General features: G+C 72.3%; 15 protein-coding genes. All 15 read right to left on the reverse strand.

Annotated features, from left to right (window positions below):
• The gene (fmt, locus tag ACGFNP_RS09280) at window positions 1-930 is read right to left on the reverse strand and encodes a methionyl-tRNA formyltransferase (RefSeq protein WP_393316510.1); all 930 of its coding nucleotides are present in this window, start codon (window positions 928-930) and stop codon (window positions 1-3) included.
• A 2-nt stretch (window positions 931-932) separates the two neighbouring features.
• Window positions 933-1,481: a peptide deformylase gene (gene def / locus ACGFNP_RS09285; RefSeq protein ID WP_219538371.1), complete on the reverse strand. Its 549-nt coding sequence runs from the start codon at window positions 1,479-1,481 to the stop codon at window positions 933-935.
• A gap of 26 nt (window positions 1,482-1,507) precedes the next feature.
• Window positions 1,508-2,845 carry a hypothetical protein gene (locus tag ACGFNP_RS09290; protein ID WP_393316513.1) on the reverse strand — a complete coding sequence of 446 codons (1,338 nt, stop codon included), beginning with the start codon at window positions 2,843-2,845 and terminating at the stop codon, window positions 1,508-1,510.
• 37 nt (window positions 2,846-2,882) lie between these two features.
• The gene (locus ACGFNP_RS09295) at window positions 2,883-4,388 is read right to left on the reverse strand and encodes a hypothetical protein (RefSeq protein ID WP_393316516.1); all 1,506 of its coding nucleotides are present in this window, start codon (window positions 4,386-4,388) and stop codon (window positions 2,883-2,885) included.
• Between the two features lie 49 nt (window positions 4,389-4,437).
• On the reverse strand, window positions 4,438-7,242 hold the full coding sequence (locus tag ACGFNP_RS09300) for a primosomal protein N' (RefSeq protein ID WP_393316519.1): 2,805 nt from the start codon (window positions 7,240-7,242) through the stop codon (window positions 4,438-4,440).
• Between the two features lie 78 nt (window positions 7,243-7,320).
• Window positions 7,321-9,525, reverse strand: a complete 2,205-nt coding sequence (locus ACGFNP_RS09305; protein WP_393316522.1) for an ATP-binding protein — start codon at window positions 9,523-9,525, stop codon at window positions 7,321-7,323.
• Between the two features lie 137 nt (window positions 9,526-9,662).
• A complete protein-coding gene (metK, locus tag ACGFNP_RS09310) occupies window positions 9,663-10,850 on the reverse strand; it encodes a methionine adenosyltransferase (RefSeq protein WP_358318516.1) in 1,188 nt (395 codons plus the stop codon).
• Between the two features lie 119 nt (window positions 10,851-10,969).
• Complete coding sequence (locus ACGFNP_RS09315) at window positions 10,970-11,338, reverse strand: hypothetical protein (protein ID WP_358318515.1); 369 nt, start codon at window positions 11,336-11,338, stop codon at window positions 10,970-10,972.
• Window positions 11,339-11,365: 27 nt separating this feature from the next.
• Complete coding sequence (gene coaBC / locus ACGFNP_RS09320; RefSeq protein WP_393316526.1) at window positions 11,366-12,583, reverse strand: bifunctional phosphopantothenoylcysteine decarboxylase/phosphopantothenate--cysteine ligase CoaBC; 1,218 nt, start codon at window positions 12,581-12,583, stop codon at window positions 11,366-11,368.
• 8 nt (window positions 12,584-12,591) lie between these two features.
• The gene (rpoZ, locus tag ACGFNP_RS09325; RefSeq protein WP_214637710.1) at window positions 12,592-12,861 is read right to left on the reverse strand and encodes a DNA-directed RNA polymerase subunit omega; all 270 of its coding nucleotides are present in this window, start codon (window positions 12,859-12,861) and stop codon (window positions 12,592-12,594) included.
• 5 nt (window positions 12,862-12,866) lie between these two features.
• On the reverse strand, window positions 12,867-13,439 hold the full coding sequence (gmk, locus tag ACGFNP_RS09330; RefSeq protein ID WP_358319171.1) for a guanylate kinase: 573 nt from the start codon (window positions 13,437-13,439) through the stop codon (window positions 12,867-12,869).
• A gap of 139 nt (window positions 13,440-13,578) precedes the next feature.
• Window positions 13,579-13,902, reverse strand: coding sequence for an integration host factor, actinobacterial type (mihF, locus tag ACGFNP_RS09335; protein WP_214637712.1), 324 nt, complete (start codon window positions 13,900-13,902; stop codon window positions 13,579-13,581).
• A gap of 964 nt (window positions 13,903-14,866) precedes the next feature.
• Complete coding sequence (gene pyrF, locus ACGFNP_RS09340) at window positions 14,867-15,565, reverse strand: orotidine-5'-phosphate decarboxylase (protein WP_358318513.1); 699 nt, start codon at window positions 15,563-15,565, stop codon at window positions 14,867-14,869.
• Window positions 15,562-16,539 (reverse strand): dihydroorotate dehydrogenase, encoded by a 978-nt coding sequence (locus ACGFNP_RS09345; protein WP_308127197.1) that lies wholly within the window; start codon window positions 16,537-16,539, stop codon window positions 15,562-15,564. Before ACGFNP_RS09345 ends, pyrF begins: the two co-directional genes overlap by 4 nt.
• Window positions 16,540-16,655: 116 nt before the next feature.
• Window positions 16,656-17,507 carry a dihydroorotate dehydrogenase electron transfer subunit gene (locus ACGFNP_RS09350; RefSeq protein ID WP_214637714.1) on the reverse strand — a complete coding sequence of 284 codons (852 nt, stop codon included), beginning with the start codon at window positions 17,505-17,507 and terminating at the stop codon, window positions 16,656-16,658.
• Window positions 17,508-17,525: the final 18 nt, after the last annotated feature.

The raw sequence follows: 17,525 nt of genomic DNA on the forward strand, positions 1-17,525 counted from the left end.
TCACTCGAACCTGTCGTCGCTCTCAGGACGCACACCGCGCGCCCACTCCCCCGCGCTCATCAGCCGCTTCCCCTGCGGCTGGAGCTCGCCCAGCTCGACCGGATGGGTCGCGGTGCCGACCAGCACGGTGTTCTTGGTGACGGCGAAGGCGCCGGGGGCGAGCGGCTCGGCCGAGGGGACGACCCGGATCGGGCCGAGCTTCAGCCGGTGGCCGCGGAACTCGCTCCAGGCGCCCGGGTTGGGCGTGCAGGCGCGGATGAGGCGGTCGACGCGCATGGCGGGCGCGGACCAGTCGACGCGGGCATCGGTCACGTTGATCTTGGGTGCGATGCTGACCCCGTCGGCCGGCTGGGGACGTGCCTCCAGCTTGCCGTCGGCCACCCCGTCGAGCGTGGCCGACAGCAGCTCGGCGCCCGAGAACGACAGCCGTTCGAGCAGGGTGCCGCTGGTGTCGTCGGACCGGATCTCCTCGGTGACCACGCCGTAGACGTCGCCGGCGTCGAGCGCCTTGACGATCTGGAACGTCGAGGCGCCGGTGATCTCGTCCCCGTGCAGGATCGCGTGCTGGACCGGCGCGGCGCCCCGCCAGGCGGGCAGGATCGAGAAGTGCAGGTTGATCCAGCCGAACCGCGGCACGTCGAGCGCGGACTGCGGCAGCAGCGCCCCGTAGGCGACCACGGGGCAGCAGTCGGGCGCCAGCCCGCGCAGCCGGTCGAGGAACTCGGGGTCGCCGGCCTTGGCCGGGCGCAGCACCTCGATGCCCGCCTCCTCGGCCAGCTCGGCGACCGGTGACGGGTGCACCTTGCGGCCGCGCCCCGACTGGGCGTCGGGCCGGGTGACGACCGCGACCACCTCGTGCCGTGGCGAGTCGATCAGTGTACGCAGTGACGGCAGCGCCGTCTCGGGCGTGCCCGCAAAGACCAGGCGCATCGTCAGAGTGCCCTCCCGCCGGTGATGTGCGGGGAGAACTTGACCGCGGGAACGGACAGGCCGCTCCACTCCGCCTCGCGGACGGCCTTCATCGCCAGCTTGCGCTGCTTGGGGTCCATCCGGTCGATGAACAGGATGCCGTCGAGGTGGTCGGTCTCGTGCTGGAAGCAGCGGGCCATCAGGTCCGTGCCCTCCAGCGTGACCGGCTCGCCGTACATGTCGAAGCCCTTGGCGACGGCGCGGATGGCCCGCGGCGTCGGGAACGACAGGCCGGGGAAGGACAGGCAGCCCTCCTCGCCCTCCTCGTCGATGTCGGCGGAGAGGTCGAGATCGGGGTTGATCAGGTGGCCGAGCTGCTCGTCGACGTAGTAGGTGAACACCCGCAGCCCGACGCCGATCTGCGGGGCCGCCAGCCCGGCACCGGGGGCGTCCATCATCGTGTCGGTGAGGTCTTTGACCAGCTTGCGGAGCTCCTTGTCGAAGTCGACGACCGGCGCCGCCGCGGTGGTCAGCACCGGGTCTCCGAACAGGCGGATCGACTGGATCGCCAAGGGGGTCACTCCGTTTCGTCAGTGGGTCAGCCCAGTTTAGTGTGCGCCAGCGATCGGGCTTTCATCGCGGCTTTGCGGGCTGCCTTGACGACGGCCTTGTCGTCGTGCGCGGTGGCGAGCATGTCGAGCACCGCGATCGTGTCGGGGTGCTCGACGGCGGGCATCTCGGTGACGAGCCGGATGAGGTCCTCGCCCGGTTCGGGCGGGTCCAGGCGGCCCGCGGCGGGGGCGGACAGGTGCATGAGTGCGGCCAGCGAGTCGACCGCGATCCAGGTGTGGTCGTCGGTGCTGAGCGTGGGGGCGTCCAGGTCGCGGATGTGCAGCCAGGACGCGGCGTAGCGGCGCATCAGCGGCAGGCCGAGCGCCTCGCGGACGGGAGCCTCGGCCTCGGGCCCCAGCTCCTCCAGGATGGCGCCGACGGCGCCGCGCTGCCCCGCCGTGCCCTCCGCCGCGATCTCGATGAGGTCGTGCGCGGCCTGCGCGGGCGGACGGCGCTCCAGCCAGCCGGCGACGGCGCTCTGGGTGGCGGAGCCCTTGACGAGGGCCTCGACGAGCTCGGCGGCGGACAGGTCGGCGAACACCTCCACCTCGGCCGTCGTCGGCGCGTCGTGCCCCTCGCGCAGCAGGTCCCTGCGGATGGCCCAGACGCCGAGCGGGGTGAGCGCGGTGCGCCCGGCCGCGGTCTGCTCGACCAGGCCGCAGTAGGCCAGCAGCGACAGGGCGTCGAGCAGCTCGGCGGGCAGCGAGGCGGCGAGCCTGCGCATCTCGACGGCGCCCGGCTCGCAGGCGACCTCGTGCGACTGCAGGATGCCTCTGGCGAGGTTGGCGATCGCGACACCGGAACGTACGGAGTAGACCGTGGCCAGCATCTCGGCCAGGTGCTCGTCGACGACGGCCGAGCCGGTCAGGCCGTCGTCGGCGCGGTCGAGCACGTCCATGACCACGCCGTCCCAGAACTCCAGCGTCGCCTCGGTCGTGAGCCGCGCCGGCAGCGGCCCGCGCGAGGCTTGGCCGCCGGAGATCTGGAGCAGCCCGGTGTTGACGGCGACCACCCAGACGAGGCGCAGCCGGGCGGCGTCGATGCCGAGCTCGGCGGCGGCGGCGCGGGCGTCGGCCTCGGCCGGCAGCCCTTCCGGGGTGACCTCGCGGGTGCCGGTCCAGCTCATGAGCCGGATGGCGTCGGCGACGAGCGGCACCGTGGGAACGATCTCGGCCAGCTCGGCGTCGGCGGCCAGCATGACGGGCGGGAAGGTCAGCGCCTCTTGCTCCACCTCGGGGGTCTCCTCAGGTGGCCGTGGGGCCACGGCGGCCTGCTCATCGATCAGCTTCCGCAGCTCGGCGAGGTCGAAGACATTGTTTGCCACCTACGAAACTTACTGCACACGAGTCACATGAACGTACTCAACGGATGGCTCGGGAGCGCGCTTTGAAGGCGGCCTTGCGCGCGGCCTTGGCCACCGTACCGTCGGGCAGCGAGCGTCCGAGCAGCTCCAGCACATCGACGACGTCCGGGTGGTCCACCCGCCACATCTCTTCGATGAGGTGGGCGGGCGGGCCGGAGGCGGACATGTTCTCGGCGAAGATCTCGGGGTCCTCTTCGGCCGCGGGCAGCGCCAGGGCCAGCATGTCGATGCTGACCCACAGCAGCTCCTCCTGGCTGAGCTGCGGGGCGGCCAGCCCCCTGGCGGTCAGCCAGTGGATGGCGTGCGGGCGCAGCTCCTGGTCCTCCAGGCAGGCGCGTACCTCGGGCTCCGCCTCGGCGCCGAGCCGGTCGACGATGGTCACCGCGATGCCGCGCGCCACCGCCGGGGCGCCGGACGCGGCGGCGAGCAGTTCGGCCGCCGCCGTGATCGGGGTGCGCCCGGCCAGCCAGCGGCTGATGTCCTCTTCGGCCAGCTCGGTGGGCATGCCGTCGAGCAGCCCCTCGATGAGCCCGGTCGCGTCGGCCTCGGCCAGGTCGGCGGCCTGCGGGGCGTCCAGGCCGAGCGCCAGGTAGTGTTCGCGCAGCCCCCACACCGCCAGCGGGGAGAGCCCGGCGCTGTCGCCCTCGACCACGACCATCCCGCACCAGGCCAGCCGGTCGAGCACCGCGCCCAGATCGGCGCCGCCCGCGTCGGCGACCTCCTCCAGGTAGTCGCCGATCATGGTGACGGGCGCGGGCGCCCGCAGCCGGTAGAGCATGTCGAACAGGTCGTAGAGCTCCTCGTCGAGCTCGGCCGCGCCGGTGATCGTGCCGCGCGTGTCGCGTTCGACGACATGGGCGACGATCTCGGCCCAGGTCTGGAGCGGATCGTCACCACCATCACGCCACAGCTCTTCTCGCAGCTCTTCGTACGGTCCGGCGTCTCCCCCGGCCAGGAGCGGCACGTTCGCCAGCTCGGCCAGGAGCGTGCCGGGCTCGGCCAGCCGTACGGCGGGCAGCGGGGCGCACCCCGGGCAGTCGCAGGGCGCCTCTCCGAGGTCGGGCAGCTCGCCCGAGGGGATGGCGACCGACTGCTCAAGCGACTCGGGGCCGATGGAGCTGAACAGGCTCTTGGCCATGCCGAAGTTGGCCGTGTCGGCGAGCGCCTCCGGCATCTTCGGCTCGATGCCGGCCAGCTCCTCACGCATGGCCGCCACGGTCTCCGCATCGACCGCGCCGGACTGCTGCAGGTAGTCGACGAGGGTACGGGCGGCGGCGACGGTCTCCTGCGCGCTCTCGGGCGGCGCGATGACCTTGCGGGGGTAGATGGACAGCAGCAGCTCGTCGAAGGTCGCGGGAGTGAAGTCGCCCAGTTCGTTGACGTTGAGATAGTCGCTGGCGTAGTCGCAGAGCAAGCGGACCTCGTCCGCGTCCACCACGACACCCCGCGCACGCCCCCAGGCACGGAGGTCGTCGATGGCCTGGTTCACCCATTCGATCGACACAGGGGCACGCTAACGGCTGGCTTACAGATGAGCGAATCGGGGAAACCGCCTAAATCAGGTCGAGGGGGTCAACGCTCACCCGGACGACATCAGGCGCCTTACGCGCCGCACGTACCCCACTGGCCCCTTTGAGCGCGGCGGCCAGCGCGGCGCCGCCGCCGCGCGGAACGCGGATCATGGCGCGTTCCCGGCCCGCCTCGTCCACCGGCACGGGGCCGAGCACCTGCGCGCCGTCCGGCAGGCGGGTCTCGTCGAGCATCTGCCGGACGGCGGCGGCCGCACCCGTGAGCGTCGCCATCCGTACCGCGGGCGGGAAGCCCAGCTCGGCGCGTTCGGCCAGCTCGCGCTCGGCGTGGGTGATCGGGTCCCAGCGCACCAGCGCCTGTACGGCCGGCAGCCCGGCGTCACCGAGCACCACCACCTCGGCGCCGGGCCGGAGCAGGGCGGCGGCGTTCGTCCAGCGGCGCAGCGCCTCCTCGGCGGCCCGCAGGTCGGCCCGGCCGAGCAGCGCCCACCCGTCGAGGAGCACGGCCGCCGCGTAACCGCCCTCGGCCACCGGCTCGGCGCCGGGCGTGGCGACGACCAGGGCGCGGGTGGCGGGCACGGTGGCGAGGACGCCGTCGCGGCCGGACGTGCGTACCGGGACCGACGGGAACGCCCTGCCCAGCTCCTCGGCGGTACGGCGGGCGCCCACGACGACGGCACGGAGTCGGCGGCCACCACAGTTCGGGCACCGCCAACCGGCGTCCACGCGGCCGCACCAGCGGCAGTAGGGGGCGGTGTGACCGCCTCGGAGGGCGAGCGGGCCATGACAGGACGGGCTCCGCGACCCCTCGCCGATGGAGGTGGGGCCTCCGAGACTCTCAGCCGGTCCGCGACTGGATCCCGGCCCTTCGACCGAGCTGTCACGTGATCCCGGCCGGTCGGCCGATCGGTCACTGGACCCCGACCTCTCGACCGGCCGGTCACCGGACCCCGGGCCTCCGCCCAGCCGGTCACCGGGCCCCGATCTTCCGCCCGGGCGGTCACCGGGCCCCGATCTTCCGCCCGGGCGGTCACCGGACCCCGGCCTCTCGTTCGGACGGTCACCGGCCCCTGGCAGGCCACCCGCCCGGCCGCCGGACCCCGGCAGGTCGGCCAGCCCGCTGCCGAGCCATAGACCTTCCGCGGATCCGCCGCCGGAAGCCGGCCCTGCGGCTGATCCGCCCGCGTCCTTCGCCGCTCCGCGCCTCGTTCCTCCGTTTTTCGCGCCTCCGTTTTTCGTCCCGACGGCCGACCTGCGGCCGGCCGTCGTCGCCACCGCGGGGCCCGGTACGGCGTGTGGCTCGTTCGCCTGGGCGTCGGAAGCCGTGGGGACGCTGAGGCGGGTGGGCGGGAGCGCGCAGCGGGCGGGGGCGCGGCAGTTCTGGCAGGCCAGCGCGGGCAGGTAGCCGCGCCGGGGCACCTGGACCAGCACCGGACCGGACTCCAGCCCCTGGCGAAGCGCCCGCCAGGCCAGGCTGGGCAGCCTCGCCTGCCGTGCGGCCTGGTCCTTGGCGAGCTCGGCGTCCTCTCCGGCGGGATGTACACGGGGGGCGAGGCTCCTGATCGTGGCGCGGGGGGCGACGATCGGCCTGGCCCAGCGGCTGGCGATGAGCTGCGTGGCCTCGGCGGTACGCGTGTAGCCACCGATCAGCATGGCCGCGCCCGTACGGTGGGCCCTCAGGGCGAGGACCTCGCGGGCGTGCGGGTAGGGAGCCAGCCGTTCGGCGTGAAGGTCGTCCCCGTCGTCCCAGATGGCCACCAGGCCGAGCGCGGCCACGGGGGCGAACGTGGCGGCCCGGGTCCCCACGACCGCCCTTACCTGCCCTCTCAGGACGCGCAGCCAACGCCGGTAGCGTTCCGCCGGGCCCAGGTCGGCGGTGAGCGCCACGTGCATCCCGTCGCCGAGCACCCGGGTGAGCTCGGCATCGGCCAGCGCCACGTCCTTGCCGTCAGGCACCACGACGACCGCTCCCCGCCCACCGTCGAGCGTCGCCCGCACCGCCTCGGCCACCGCCCCGGCCCAGCCCTTGGCGCCGGGCAGCGCCGACCAGACGGCCCTGGGCGCTCTGCCGTTCCGGAGCGCGTCGAGAAACGACGGCCCCATCGGGTAGTCGTCCCAGGGCCCGGCGGACGCGCGGTCAGACCCGTCCCCGGCCTCGACCACCGCGCTCCGGGGCCTGTTCCCGGCCTCGACCGGCGCGCTCCGGGGCCCGCCGCCGGCAGCCGGGCCGTGCCCGCTGTCCGCTCCGGCCGGAGTGCCTCCGGGTGTGTCGCTCGTGGGACGGCTGGATGGGCCGGCAACCGGACCGCTGGAGATGTCATTGGCTGGGGCAGCCGGGCCGGCGGGCTGGGCCGGCGAAGCCGTGGGTGTGCCGGCCGTGGCGGCGGGCTTAGGGGTGGTCGCTTCGGCTCTGGCGTGGCGGGGTGGGATGGCCAGGCGGAGGACGTCGGCGAGCGTGCCCGCGTAGCGGTCGGCGACCGCCCTGGCCAGACCCGCGATCTCCCCGGTCAGCACCTGCTCACCCGACACGACCCGTTCGAGGGCGGTGAGCTTGCCCGTGTGGTCGCTCTCCTCGACCCGTTCGAGCACGAACCCGTCCACCAACTGGCCCGCGAACCGCACCCGCACCCGCACCCCCGGCTCGGCCGTCTCGTGCATCGACGCCGGCACCAGGTAGTCGAACGGCCGGTCGAGGTGCGGCAGCGGGTTGTCGACCGCCACCCGGGCCACCGGCCGCGAAGGAGCGGGGACCGGCGCTCCCTTGCCGGGCTTCGACGGCTCTGCCCTCCGCACGGCGTCGAGCGGCAGGAGGGCATCGGAGTCGGTCACGCATTACGTCTACCAGACCCAGCCAGTAGGCAACGCCCGCTACCTGTCGGACCGGTGGCTCCCAGGAGGCCCTCGGGCTCAGCCGTTCTCCCGCTGCCGCCGCCCCATCACCCACGCGGCGACCTGACCCCGTCCGGAGAATCCGAGTTTGGCGAAAATGTTCTCCATGTGGGAGTCCACTGTGCGCCGGGCGACGAGCAGCCGCTGCGCGATCAGCCGGTTGGTCAGCCCGTCGGCGACCAGTTCGGCGACGTCCGCCTCGCGCGGGGTGAGCGGCGCCCAGAACGGTACGACCGCGACCGGTGGGGCGCCGCCCGCGGAGAGCGCCTCGGCGATCGCCTCCTCGGCCGACATGGCGCGGCCTGCCGCGACGGCCTTGCCGTACTGGCGGCCGAGGGTCTCGCGTAGTTCCCGCTGGTCGGGGTCGCGTTCGGCGGCGAGGATCGGCGCGCCGAGCAGCGGGTTCACCTCGTACCCCCACAAACGTTGCACCGCGCTCAGCAGCCGTACGGCGCGCGCGGGGCGGCCCTGGTCGGCGGCGAGCCGGCCGAGGACCTCGACGCAGAGCGCCCGCCCGAACGTGATGTGCAGCGCCACCTGTGTCCGCAGCGCCGCCGTGGCCAGGGTGTCCGCCTCCGCGTACCGGCCGGCCGCCCGCCGGGCCAGGGCGAGTGCGAGCTCCGTCCAGGCCGCGGTGGCGGCGTCGCCTGATTCCCCGCAGAGCGCGCGGGCTCGGGTGAGGACCTCGTCCGCCTCTCCGGTACGGCCGGCGAGCATGAGCGTGACGCCCAGTTCGACGGTGGCGTCGACCACGCCGTCGGGCGACAGGCCGTTGATGCTCTCGGTCAGGTGGCGTTCGGCCGCTGCCAGATCGCCCGCGCAGAGGCTGACCGTGCCGCGCGTCTTGGCCAGGTGGCAGCCGCCGCACGCGCCCACACGCGCCGCGGGCGCCTCGGCCTCGTCGAGTGCCTCGCGCGCCGCGGTCAGGTCGCCTCCACCCGCCGCCAGCTGGGCGACCTGCAGCAGGGCGCGGAGCCGTACCGAATCGGGGCACGAGGTGATGGGCAGCAGGCGCGCCAGGTAGCGGCGGCCGTATCGGGCCGGCCCGCCGAACGCCCACAGGCGGCCCAGCCGCAGCCCCATCCTCAGCCCGCGCTCGCGGGTGGCCGGGTCGGCGGCGAAGGACTCCAGCGCGGCCCGCAGGTTCGCCCAGTCGGCCCGGCCGCCCGGCCACTCGGCGCCGAATGCCTCGGCGACGGCGTAGTAGTGCTCGCGGTGGCGTGTCCGCAGCCGTTCCTGCTCGCCGGTGCCCTCCAGGCGGGCGGCGGCGAACTCGCGCACGCTGTCGGGCATGCCGTACGCCGTGCGCCGCTCGTCCCGCTCCTCGGTCACGATCGACTTCTCGACCAGCGACGCCAGCGTGGGGTACACCCGTGCGGCGGGCAGCGCGCCGCCGGAGCAGACGGCCTCGGCCGCCGCCCGCTCGAACGTCCCCGCGAACACGGTCAGCCGCTCCCACAGCAGGCGTTCCTCGGGCGAGCAGAGCTCGTGGCTCCACGCGATCACCGCCCGCATGGTCGAGTGCCCACGCTGCGGACCCAGCGGACCGTACGCGTCCATCAGCGTCAGCAGTTCGTCCACGGGCAGGTGCCGCGCACGGGCGGCCACCAGCTCGATGGCCAGCGGGATGCCCTCCAGGCGGCGGCAGACCTCGGCGACGGCCGCCGCGTTCCGCTCGGTGAGCTCGAAGCCGGGATCGACGGCCGCGATCCGGTCCAGCAGCAGCGACACCGACTCGACCCGCGCCACGTCGGCGAGCGCCGACTCGCCACCGGGTACGGCCAGCGGCCGGACGATGAGCGCCTGCCCGCCGGGGACACGCAGCGCCTGCCTGCTCGTGGCCAGCACGTGCAGGCCGGGGGCGGCGCGCAGCAGCGAGCGTACGAGGCCGGAGCACGCGTCGGCCAGGTGTTCGCAGGTGTCGAGCACCAGGAGCTGGCGACGGCGCGACAGTTGCGCGGTCAGGTCACCCGTGACGTCCAGGGCCTGGGCGATGACCTGTTCGAGGGAGGCGGGGTCGGTGTGCCCGGACAGGTCGACGAACTCGACGCCGTCGGTGAAGGCCCGCCGCATGAGCTGGGCCGCCCGGATGGCCACCCGGGTCTTGCCGACGCCGGCGATGCCGGTGACGCTGACGAGGCGGCGGCGCTGGAGCATCCGCCGGACGTCCGCGACCTCCTGACGGCGACCCACGAAGCTGGTCGGCGTGGCACGCCATGGCATGATCCATTCCTCAGTTTCCGGAAGATCCAAGAAGACCACGTTACGTGCCCCCAGGTTCGCCTCCGGGGACGGCCCCCGCCGTGAACGCGCAGATGCCGCACCCCACAGTCGGGGATGCGGCATCCAGCGCGATCGCGTTACAGACCGGCGGCGGACCTCAGCGCCTCGGCGCGGTCGGTCGACTCCCAGGAGAAGCCCTCGCGGCCGAAGTGCCCGTAGGCGGCGGTCTCGGAGTAGATCGGGCGCAGCAGGTCGAGGTCGCGAATGATCGCGGCCGGGCGCAGGTCGAACACCTGGAGCACGGCGGCCTGGATCTTCTCGACCGGCAGCTTCTCGGTGCCGAAGCACTCGACGAACAGGCCGACCGGCTGAGCCTTGCCGATGGCGTAGGCGACCTGGACCTCGCAGCGGTCGGCGAGCCCGGCGGCCACGACGTTCTTGGCGACCCAGCGCATGGCGTAGGCGGCCGAGCGGTCGACCTTGGACGGGTCCTTGCCGGAGAACGCGCCGCCACCGTGACGGGCCATGCCGCCGTAGGTGTCGATGATGATCTTGCGTCCGGTGAGGCCGGCGTCGCCCATCGGGCCGCCGATCTCGAACCGGCCGGTCGGGTTGACCAGCAGGCGGTAGCCCTCGATGTCGATGTCGAGGCCCGCGAGCACGGGGTCGACCACGTGCTCCTTGATGTCGGGCGTCAGCATCTCCTTGAGGTCGATCTCGGCCGCGTGCTGCGTCGAGACGACCACGGTGTCGAGCCGGACCGGCTGGTCACCGTCGTACTCGATGGTGACCTGGGTCTTGCCGTCGGGCCGCAGGTAGGGGACGGTGCCGGACTTGCGCACCTCGGACAGGCGCTGGGCCAGCCGGTGCGCGAGCGTGATCGGCAGCGGCATCAGCTCGGGCGTCTCGCGGCACGCGTAGCCGAACATCAGGCCCTGGTCGCCCGCGCCCTGACGGTCGAGCTCGTCGATGTCACCGTCGACACGGTGCTCGTAGGCGTCGTCAACGCCCTGGGCGATGTCCGGCGACTGCGCCCCGATGGACACCGACACGCCACAGGAGGCGCCGTCGAAGCCCTTGTGGGAGGCGTCATAGCCGATTTCCAGGATCTTCTCCCGGATGACGCCGGGGATGTCGACGTAGGTCTCAGTCGTGACCTCGCCTGCGACATGGACCTGGCCGGTAGTGATCATCGTCTCGACGGCGACCCGGCTCTTGGGGTCGTCCTTGAGCATGGTGTCGAGAATCGCGTCACTGATCTGGTCGGCGATCTTGTCCGGGTGGCCTTCGGTGACCGACTCGGAGGTGAACAGGCGACGTGACAACTCAGTGGCTCCTCATGCAGCGGCTGCTGACGGACGTGCGGGCTCCGGCGACTGTACACCCCGGCCAGTGCCTCGCCGAAGTCTAGCCCTACCCACCGGCATGTCGCGAAACGGGCCCTTCACAGGTCGGGCAGGGGATCGGGGGGCAGTGTCTCCGGCGCGAAGATCTCCGCGTCGGCGGCGGCCACCACGGCGGCGTACTCCTCCTCGAACTCGAAGGCCATCACGCCCAGCTCGATCACCGGCAGGGAAGCCTGCATGATCGGCCCGAGCCTGGTGTGGCGCGGGAACGTCGCGTGGACCGCGACCGGGCGGTCACTTCTGAGCATCCTGGTGGCGAGGATGGAGATGGCCTTGTCGGTAACCACGATCAGGAAGTTCGCCGTGTCCTGCGGTCCTAAGGACAGCGCGGGGAAGACGTAACGGATCTCCCCCTGTTCGCCGAGCAACGTCCTGCAGCGTTCCCTGACAGCGGAACTCACCGGCATTCCCCGCCCCCTTTTGCCCCCTTTTGACTAAGTATCGGCAGGCGTTTGGGGATGCCGCAACAGGTTGGCGACTTGATCCCAGACGGCGTCGGCGACGTCGTCCTTGGGACCGCGCGGGATCTCCACCGGCTCGCCGCCCGCGACGAGCACGGTCGCGGCGTTGTCGGGCGTGCCGAAGGCCAGGTGGGGGCCCACCTGGTTGACGACGAGCAGATCGCAGCCCTTGCGGGCGAGCTTGGCCTGTCCGTTGGCGAGCACGTCGTCGGTCTCGGCCGCGAACCCGACGATCACCTCGGGCTTCGGCCCGCCGGCGTGTCGGCGCTCCCCCAACTCAGCCAGGATGTCCGGATTTTTCACCAGATGGATGGGGTCGGGGTCGCTGTCGGACTTCTTGATCTTGGAGTCGTGCCGGGCGGCGGGCCGGAAGTCGGCCACGGCCGCCGCCATCACCACCACGTCCGCGGCGGTGGAGGCGGTCAGCACCGCCTCGCGCAGCTCGGCCGCCGACTCGACCCGCACCACGTCGGCCCCTGCCGGATCGGGCAGCGACACGTTGGCCGCCACCAGGGTCACGCGGGCCCCGCGGGCGACGGCGGTGCGGGCCAGGGCGTAGCCCTGCAGCCCGGAGGATCGGTTGCCCAGGTAGCGGACCGGATCGATGGCTTCGCGGGTGCCGCCGGCGGAGACGACGACATGCCGCCCGGCCAGGTCTCGCGGACGTCCGGCCAGTACGCGCAGGCAGATCTGGAAGATCTCGGCGGGATCGGGCAGACGCCCGGGCCCGCTGTCGGCGCCGGTGAGGCGCCCGACCGCGGGATCGATCACCACGGAGCCCCGCTCGCGCAGCGTCGAGACGTTGGCGCGGGTGGCGGGGTGCTGCCACATCTCGGTGTGCATCGCGGGCGCGAACACCACCGGGCAGCGCGCGGTCAGCAGCGTGTTGGTGAGCAGGTCGCCCGCCAGGCCGTGGGCGGCCTTGGCGAGCACGTCGGCGGTCGCGGGCGCCACCACGACGAGGTCGGCCCGCTGGCCGATCCGCACGTGGGGCACCTCGTGAACGTCGTCCCACACGTCGGTCGTCACCGGGTTGCCGGACAGTGCCGCCCAGGTGGGCTCGCCCACGAATCGCAGGGCGTCGCGGGTCGGGACGACCCGCACCTCGTGCCCAGACTCGGTGAACAGGCGCAACAACTCACACGCCTTGTACGCGGCGATGCCCCCGCTGACGCCCAGGACGACCTTCATGTGAAGGGTCAGACCGCGCCTTCGATGGGCTCGGCGTTGAGCAGGCCCTCGGCGACCTCGCGCAGGGCGATGGACAGCGGCTTCTCCTGCGCGTGCGTCTCGACCAGCGGTCCGACGTATTCGAGCAGGCCCTCGCCGAGCTGGGAGTAGTAGGCGTTGATCTGGCGGGCGCGCTTGGCACCCATGATCACCAGGGAATACTTGCTGTCGACGATGTCGAGCAGCGCGTCGATCGGCGGGTTGGTGATGCCCTCTGCGACCGGGGCAATTCCTGCCACGATTGTCAGACCTCTCGGTTGGTGGTTTTGATGACCCCCTGAGGGTCAGTCATCAAGGCTATCAGCCGGCGGCACACCTCTTTGACACTCGTGTTCACCAGCGTGAGGTCGAATTCCTTCTCGGCCGCCATCTCGACGTGTCCGGCCTCCAGCCGGCGGGCGATGACGTCCTCGGGCTCGGTGCCGCGGCCGCGGAGCCGCTTCTCCAGCTCCTCCCAGGAGGGCGGGGCCAGGAAGACCAGCAGGGCGTCCGGCATGCTCCGGCGTACCTGCCTGGCGCCTTCCAGGTCTATCTCGAGCAGCGTGGGCATGCCCTGGGCGAGCCGGTCGAGCACGGCCGCGCGCGGCGTGCCGTACCTGTTGCCCGCGAACTCCGCCCATTCGAGCAGCTCACCCGACTCCACGAGCCGGTCGAACTCCTCGTCGTCGGCGAAGAAGTAGTGGATCCCGTGCACCTCGCCGGGCCGGGGTTTTCTGGTTGTCACCGAGACCGACAGCCACACCTCAGGGTGTGCCCGCCGAATCTCGGCGACGACCGTTGACTTACCGACGCCCGACGGTCCCGACAGGACCGTCAGGCGCCGCTCACTCGAGGGGAGGAAGTCGCCGACCCTCGTTCCAGATCCAACTGCCTCATGGGCCCAAACACTGCCAGACCTGGACCGGTCGGTCACTTCCTACCCCCCATTGAACCTGCGCTTTCGTGTGGAACCGAGATTAGCTCTCGTTGCCACCGAACTCGCGCTCGAGGGAGGCCCTCTGGTTCGCACCGAGACCCCGCACGCGGCGGGACTCGGCGATGGCAAGCCGCTCCATGAGCTGCTTGGCGCGGACTTTGCCCACGCCTGGGAGCGATTCCAACAAGGCCGACACCTTCATCTTGCCGATGACGTCGTCGGTCTGCCCATCCTTGAGCACCTCAGCCAGAGAAACCGCGCCATGCTTGAGCCGGTTCTTGACCTCGGCACGCTCTTTACGGGCCTTGGCAGCCTTTTGCAGGGCTGCGGCGCGCTGCTCAGGGGTCAGGGGAGGAAGAGCCACGCCGGGTCACCTCGAATTTCTGTCGATGTACTCGGACGGGAAGGGAAACTAGCTGGTCATCGCCCCCTAAGCAACGTCAAACCCAGTTTCTCCCCTCACAAAATCCACTTCATCACTCTCTGTGTCTGGAAAACTACAGACTGCTGATCAAATCGCCTTCACTTCCCGCTTCTTCCTTACACACAGGAAGCGCGGGCGGGGTACGATGATGATCACCTACCCGTCAGGGAGAGGTGTCCGAAACGTGCGCGGGATCGGGTCCGAAACCCCGCCCGAGGTGGGCGTCCGCGCGCGCTGCGGGAGTGTTTTCACGATCATGTACGGTCGCTGTGAGGCATCCCCGGGCACCGCCATCTCTCCGGGGAGGCGCTCACCGTGCGTACACGGCCACCCGCCGTAGCGCGTGTCCACGGAGGGCGGCCTACGTGGGTCCGCGTCGCCGTGGGCCCGAGCCGTACCCGCATGCTCCGCACACCCCGCGGTGGCGCGCAGGGCACCACCGCATGACGTCCGGCCGACCCGGCACCGGGCTGACGCTTCACGACCAGAGCGGCCGCCAGCCCTGCCCCTACGGGGGACCGAGCCACACGCGGCCGGTCGGCCCGCCAAAGGCGGTGGCGCCTTGGACATCGGCGCACGACGTCCAGGCGGCCTTGCGCGAGGGCTGAAGGCGCACCACGACGGGAGTCGCTGCCCGGCTCGCCCGGGGTCCGAGCCCCACGCGAGCGCGAGTGGCAGTTCCCCTCATGCCCACACAGACCGGGCCCACGAACAGGCGCCCGAACTCACCAACAGGTCCGAGCCCCCTGACAGACAGCCCCTCGCCTTCACGAGTGGCCCTTCACGAACGGGCCCTCATCCTCACAAGCGAACCCTCACAGACAGGCCCCCGCCCTCACAAACGGGTTCTCACGGACGGACCCCTATGAAAGAAGGACCACTCCATGAAGGGCGCCAGAAGCCCTCAGGAGGGGATCGTGCGGCGCAAGGAGGACGCGATGGCGGCCGCCGTGGCGCCCGGGTCCGGGGAGGCGGTGATCGGGCGGCCGATGACCAGGAGGTCGGCGCCGTCCGCCAGCGCCTGTTCGGGCGTCGCGACCCGCGCCTGGTCCTGGCTGTCGGCCCCGACCGGTCGTACGCCGGGCGTGATGAGCGTGATCTCCGGCCCCACCTCCGACCGTAGGGCGACGACCTCGTGCGGCGAGCACACCAGGGCGGTGGCCCCCGACTCGACCGACAGGGCGGCCAGGCGACGGACCGCGTCCGAGGCGGGGCCCGCGAGCCCGATGCGGCCCAGGTCGGCCTCCGACAGCGACGTGAGAACCGTCACCGCCGCGATCTGGGTGTCCGGGGCCGCCTCGACGGCCGCGCGGATCATCGCGGGGCCGCCCGCCGCGTGGACCGTGAGGATGGCCGGGCGCAGGCGGGAGACCGCTTTGGCCGCGCCGGCGACCGTGTTGGGGATGTCGTGCAGCTTCAGGTCCAGGAAGACCTGTACGCCGCTCGCGCCGCGGACCGAGGCGATCACGTCGGGGCCGTAGCGCAGATAGAGCTCCAGCCCGATCTTCACCGTGGTGACGTGCGGTGTCACCAGGGCGGCCCATCTGGCGGCGGTCTCCAGGTCGGGGGCGTCGAGGGCGACGGCAATAGGTGCGGGCGTCAAGGGGAGCTCTCCTCGGAGTCGACGAGCAGGTGCCGGGGGGCGCTCCCCGGCGGACGGTGGGCCAGGCCGACCGCGTCGGCCAGGCGCTGGAAGCCGCGTGCCCTCAGCAGGTCCTCAAGCTCTCGCTCGATGCGCAGGCACGCGTAGGGGTCGTGGAACAGCGCCGTCCCCACTCCGACCGCGCAGGCGCCCGCCAGGATGAGCTGGAAGGCGTCCCTGCCGGTCGTCACGCCGCCGACGCCGATCAACGGCACCCCGGGCAGGGCGGCGTGCACCTGCCACACGCACCGTACAGCCAGGGGCAGGATGGCCGGTCCCGACAGCCCGCCGGTCACGGCCGCGAGCGAGGGCCGCAGCGCCTCGGTGTCGATGGCCATGCCGAGCGGGTTGTTGATCATGGACAGCGCGTCGGCTCCGGCGTCGACGCAGGCTCGGGCGACCGACACGATGTCGGCCACGTCGGGGGCGAGTTTGGCGACCACCGGCACGTCGTACCGCATGATGGACCGCACCGACGCGATCACCTCGGCGGCGGCGCTGCCTTCGCGGGCGAAGACCCGGCCGCGGTCCTCGATGTTCGGGCAGGACAGGTTCACCTCCAGCGCCGTGACGCCGGGCGCGTCGGCCAGCCTGCGGGCCAGCGCGGAGTACTCGGCCACGGTGCCGCCGCCGATCGACACGATGGTCCTGATGCCGCGCTGGGCCAGCCAGGGCAGCTCGCGTTCGAGGAAGGCGTCGATGCCTGGGCCCTGGAGGCCGACGGCGTTGAGCATGCCTGAGGGGGTCTCGGCCATCCGGGGGGTGGGGCGGCCGGCGCGCGGGGCCATGGTGATCGAGCTGGTGGTCAGGGCGCCCAGGCGGTGGAGGTCGAAGAACTGGGCCAGCTCGCGGCCCGAGGCGGCGCAGCCGGCGGCGGTGGTGATGGGGTTGGCCAGCTCGACGTGCGCCAGGAAGGTCCGCATATCTACTGACACGTCAGGTCACCGCCGCAGAGAGAACTGCGCCATCGACAACAAGGCGGAGGTCCTTCGGGGCACACGGGAGTGAAGATCCTTGGCGCCGTACGAAGCCGAGACGCGGGCCGCAGGGGTCAGCCCGCATGGCGAGCACCGCCCCCGGGCGCCCCCAGCGCGTCGAACGGGATCGTCCCCACGTCCTCGAACCGCACCCGCTCCCCCCGGAACACCGGCCCCTCGGCGCAGGCCCGCACCATCCGGGTCACCCCGTCGTCGCCGATGACCGGCAGCACGCACGTCATGCAGACCCCGATCCCGCAGGCCATCGCCTCTTCCACCGCCACCTGCACCGGGATGTCGAACTCCATCGCCACCGCCGTGACCGCCCGCAGCGTCTCCATGGGCGCGCACGCGTAGACCACGTCGGCCCGCGTGTCGGCGATCACCGCGGGCAGCGCGTCGGTCACCCTGCCGCGCAGCCCGAGCGAGCCGTCCTCGGTGGTGAGTGTGGTGGTCTGCGCCATCCGCCTGGCCCGCATGGCGCCGAACACCCGGTCCGCGCTGGCCCCGCCCAGGACGAAGTCGACCCGGCAGCCGCGTTCGATGAGCTGGTCGGCCACCGGGAACAGCACCGCCGAGCCGTACTCGGAGCCGACCAGCACGCAGTGGACCGGGTCGCGGGGCAGCGGGAAGGGCCGGCCGAGCGGCCCGACGAGGTCGATCGTGTCACGCGCGCGGCGTTCGGCCAGCCACGCGGTGCCGGGCCCGCGCACGGTGAAGACGAGCTCCACCGTGCCGCCGTAGTCGGGCTTGACGTCGTGGATGGAGAAGGCCCGCCGCGTCACCATGGACGTGTGAGCCCCGCCCACGGCGACGGACACGAAGTGGCCGGGGCGGTAGCGCTCGGCGATGCCGGGCGCCACCACGGTCAGCGCATGGTAGGCGTCGACCCGGCGCGTCGTCAGCACCGTGCCCGTCACCTGCACCGGGGTGCCGGCCAGTCC

Source organism: Nonomuraea sp. NPDC049269 (assembly GCF_043197155.1).
Taxonomy (GTDB): Bacteria; Actinomycetota; Actinomycetes; order Streptosporangiales; family Streptosporangiaceae; genus Nonomuraea.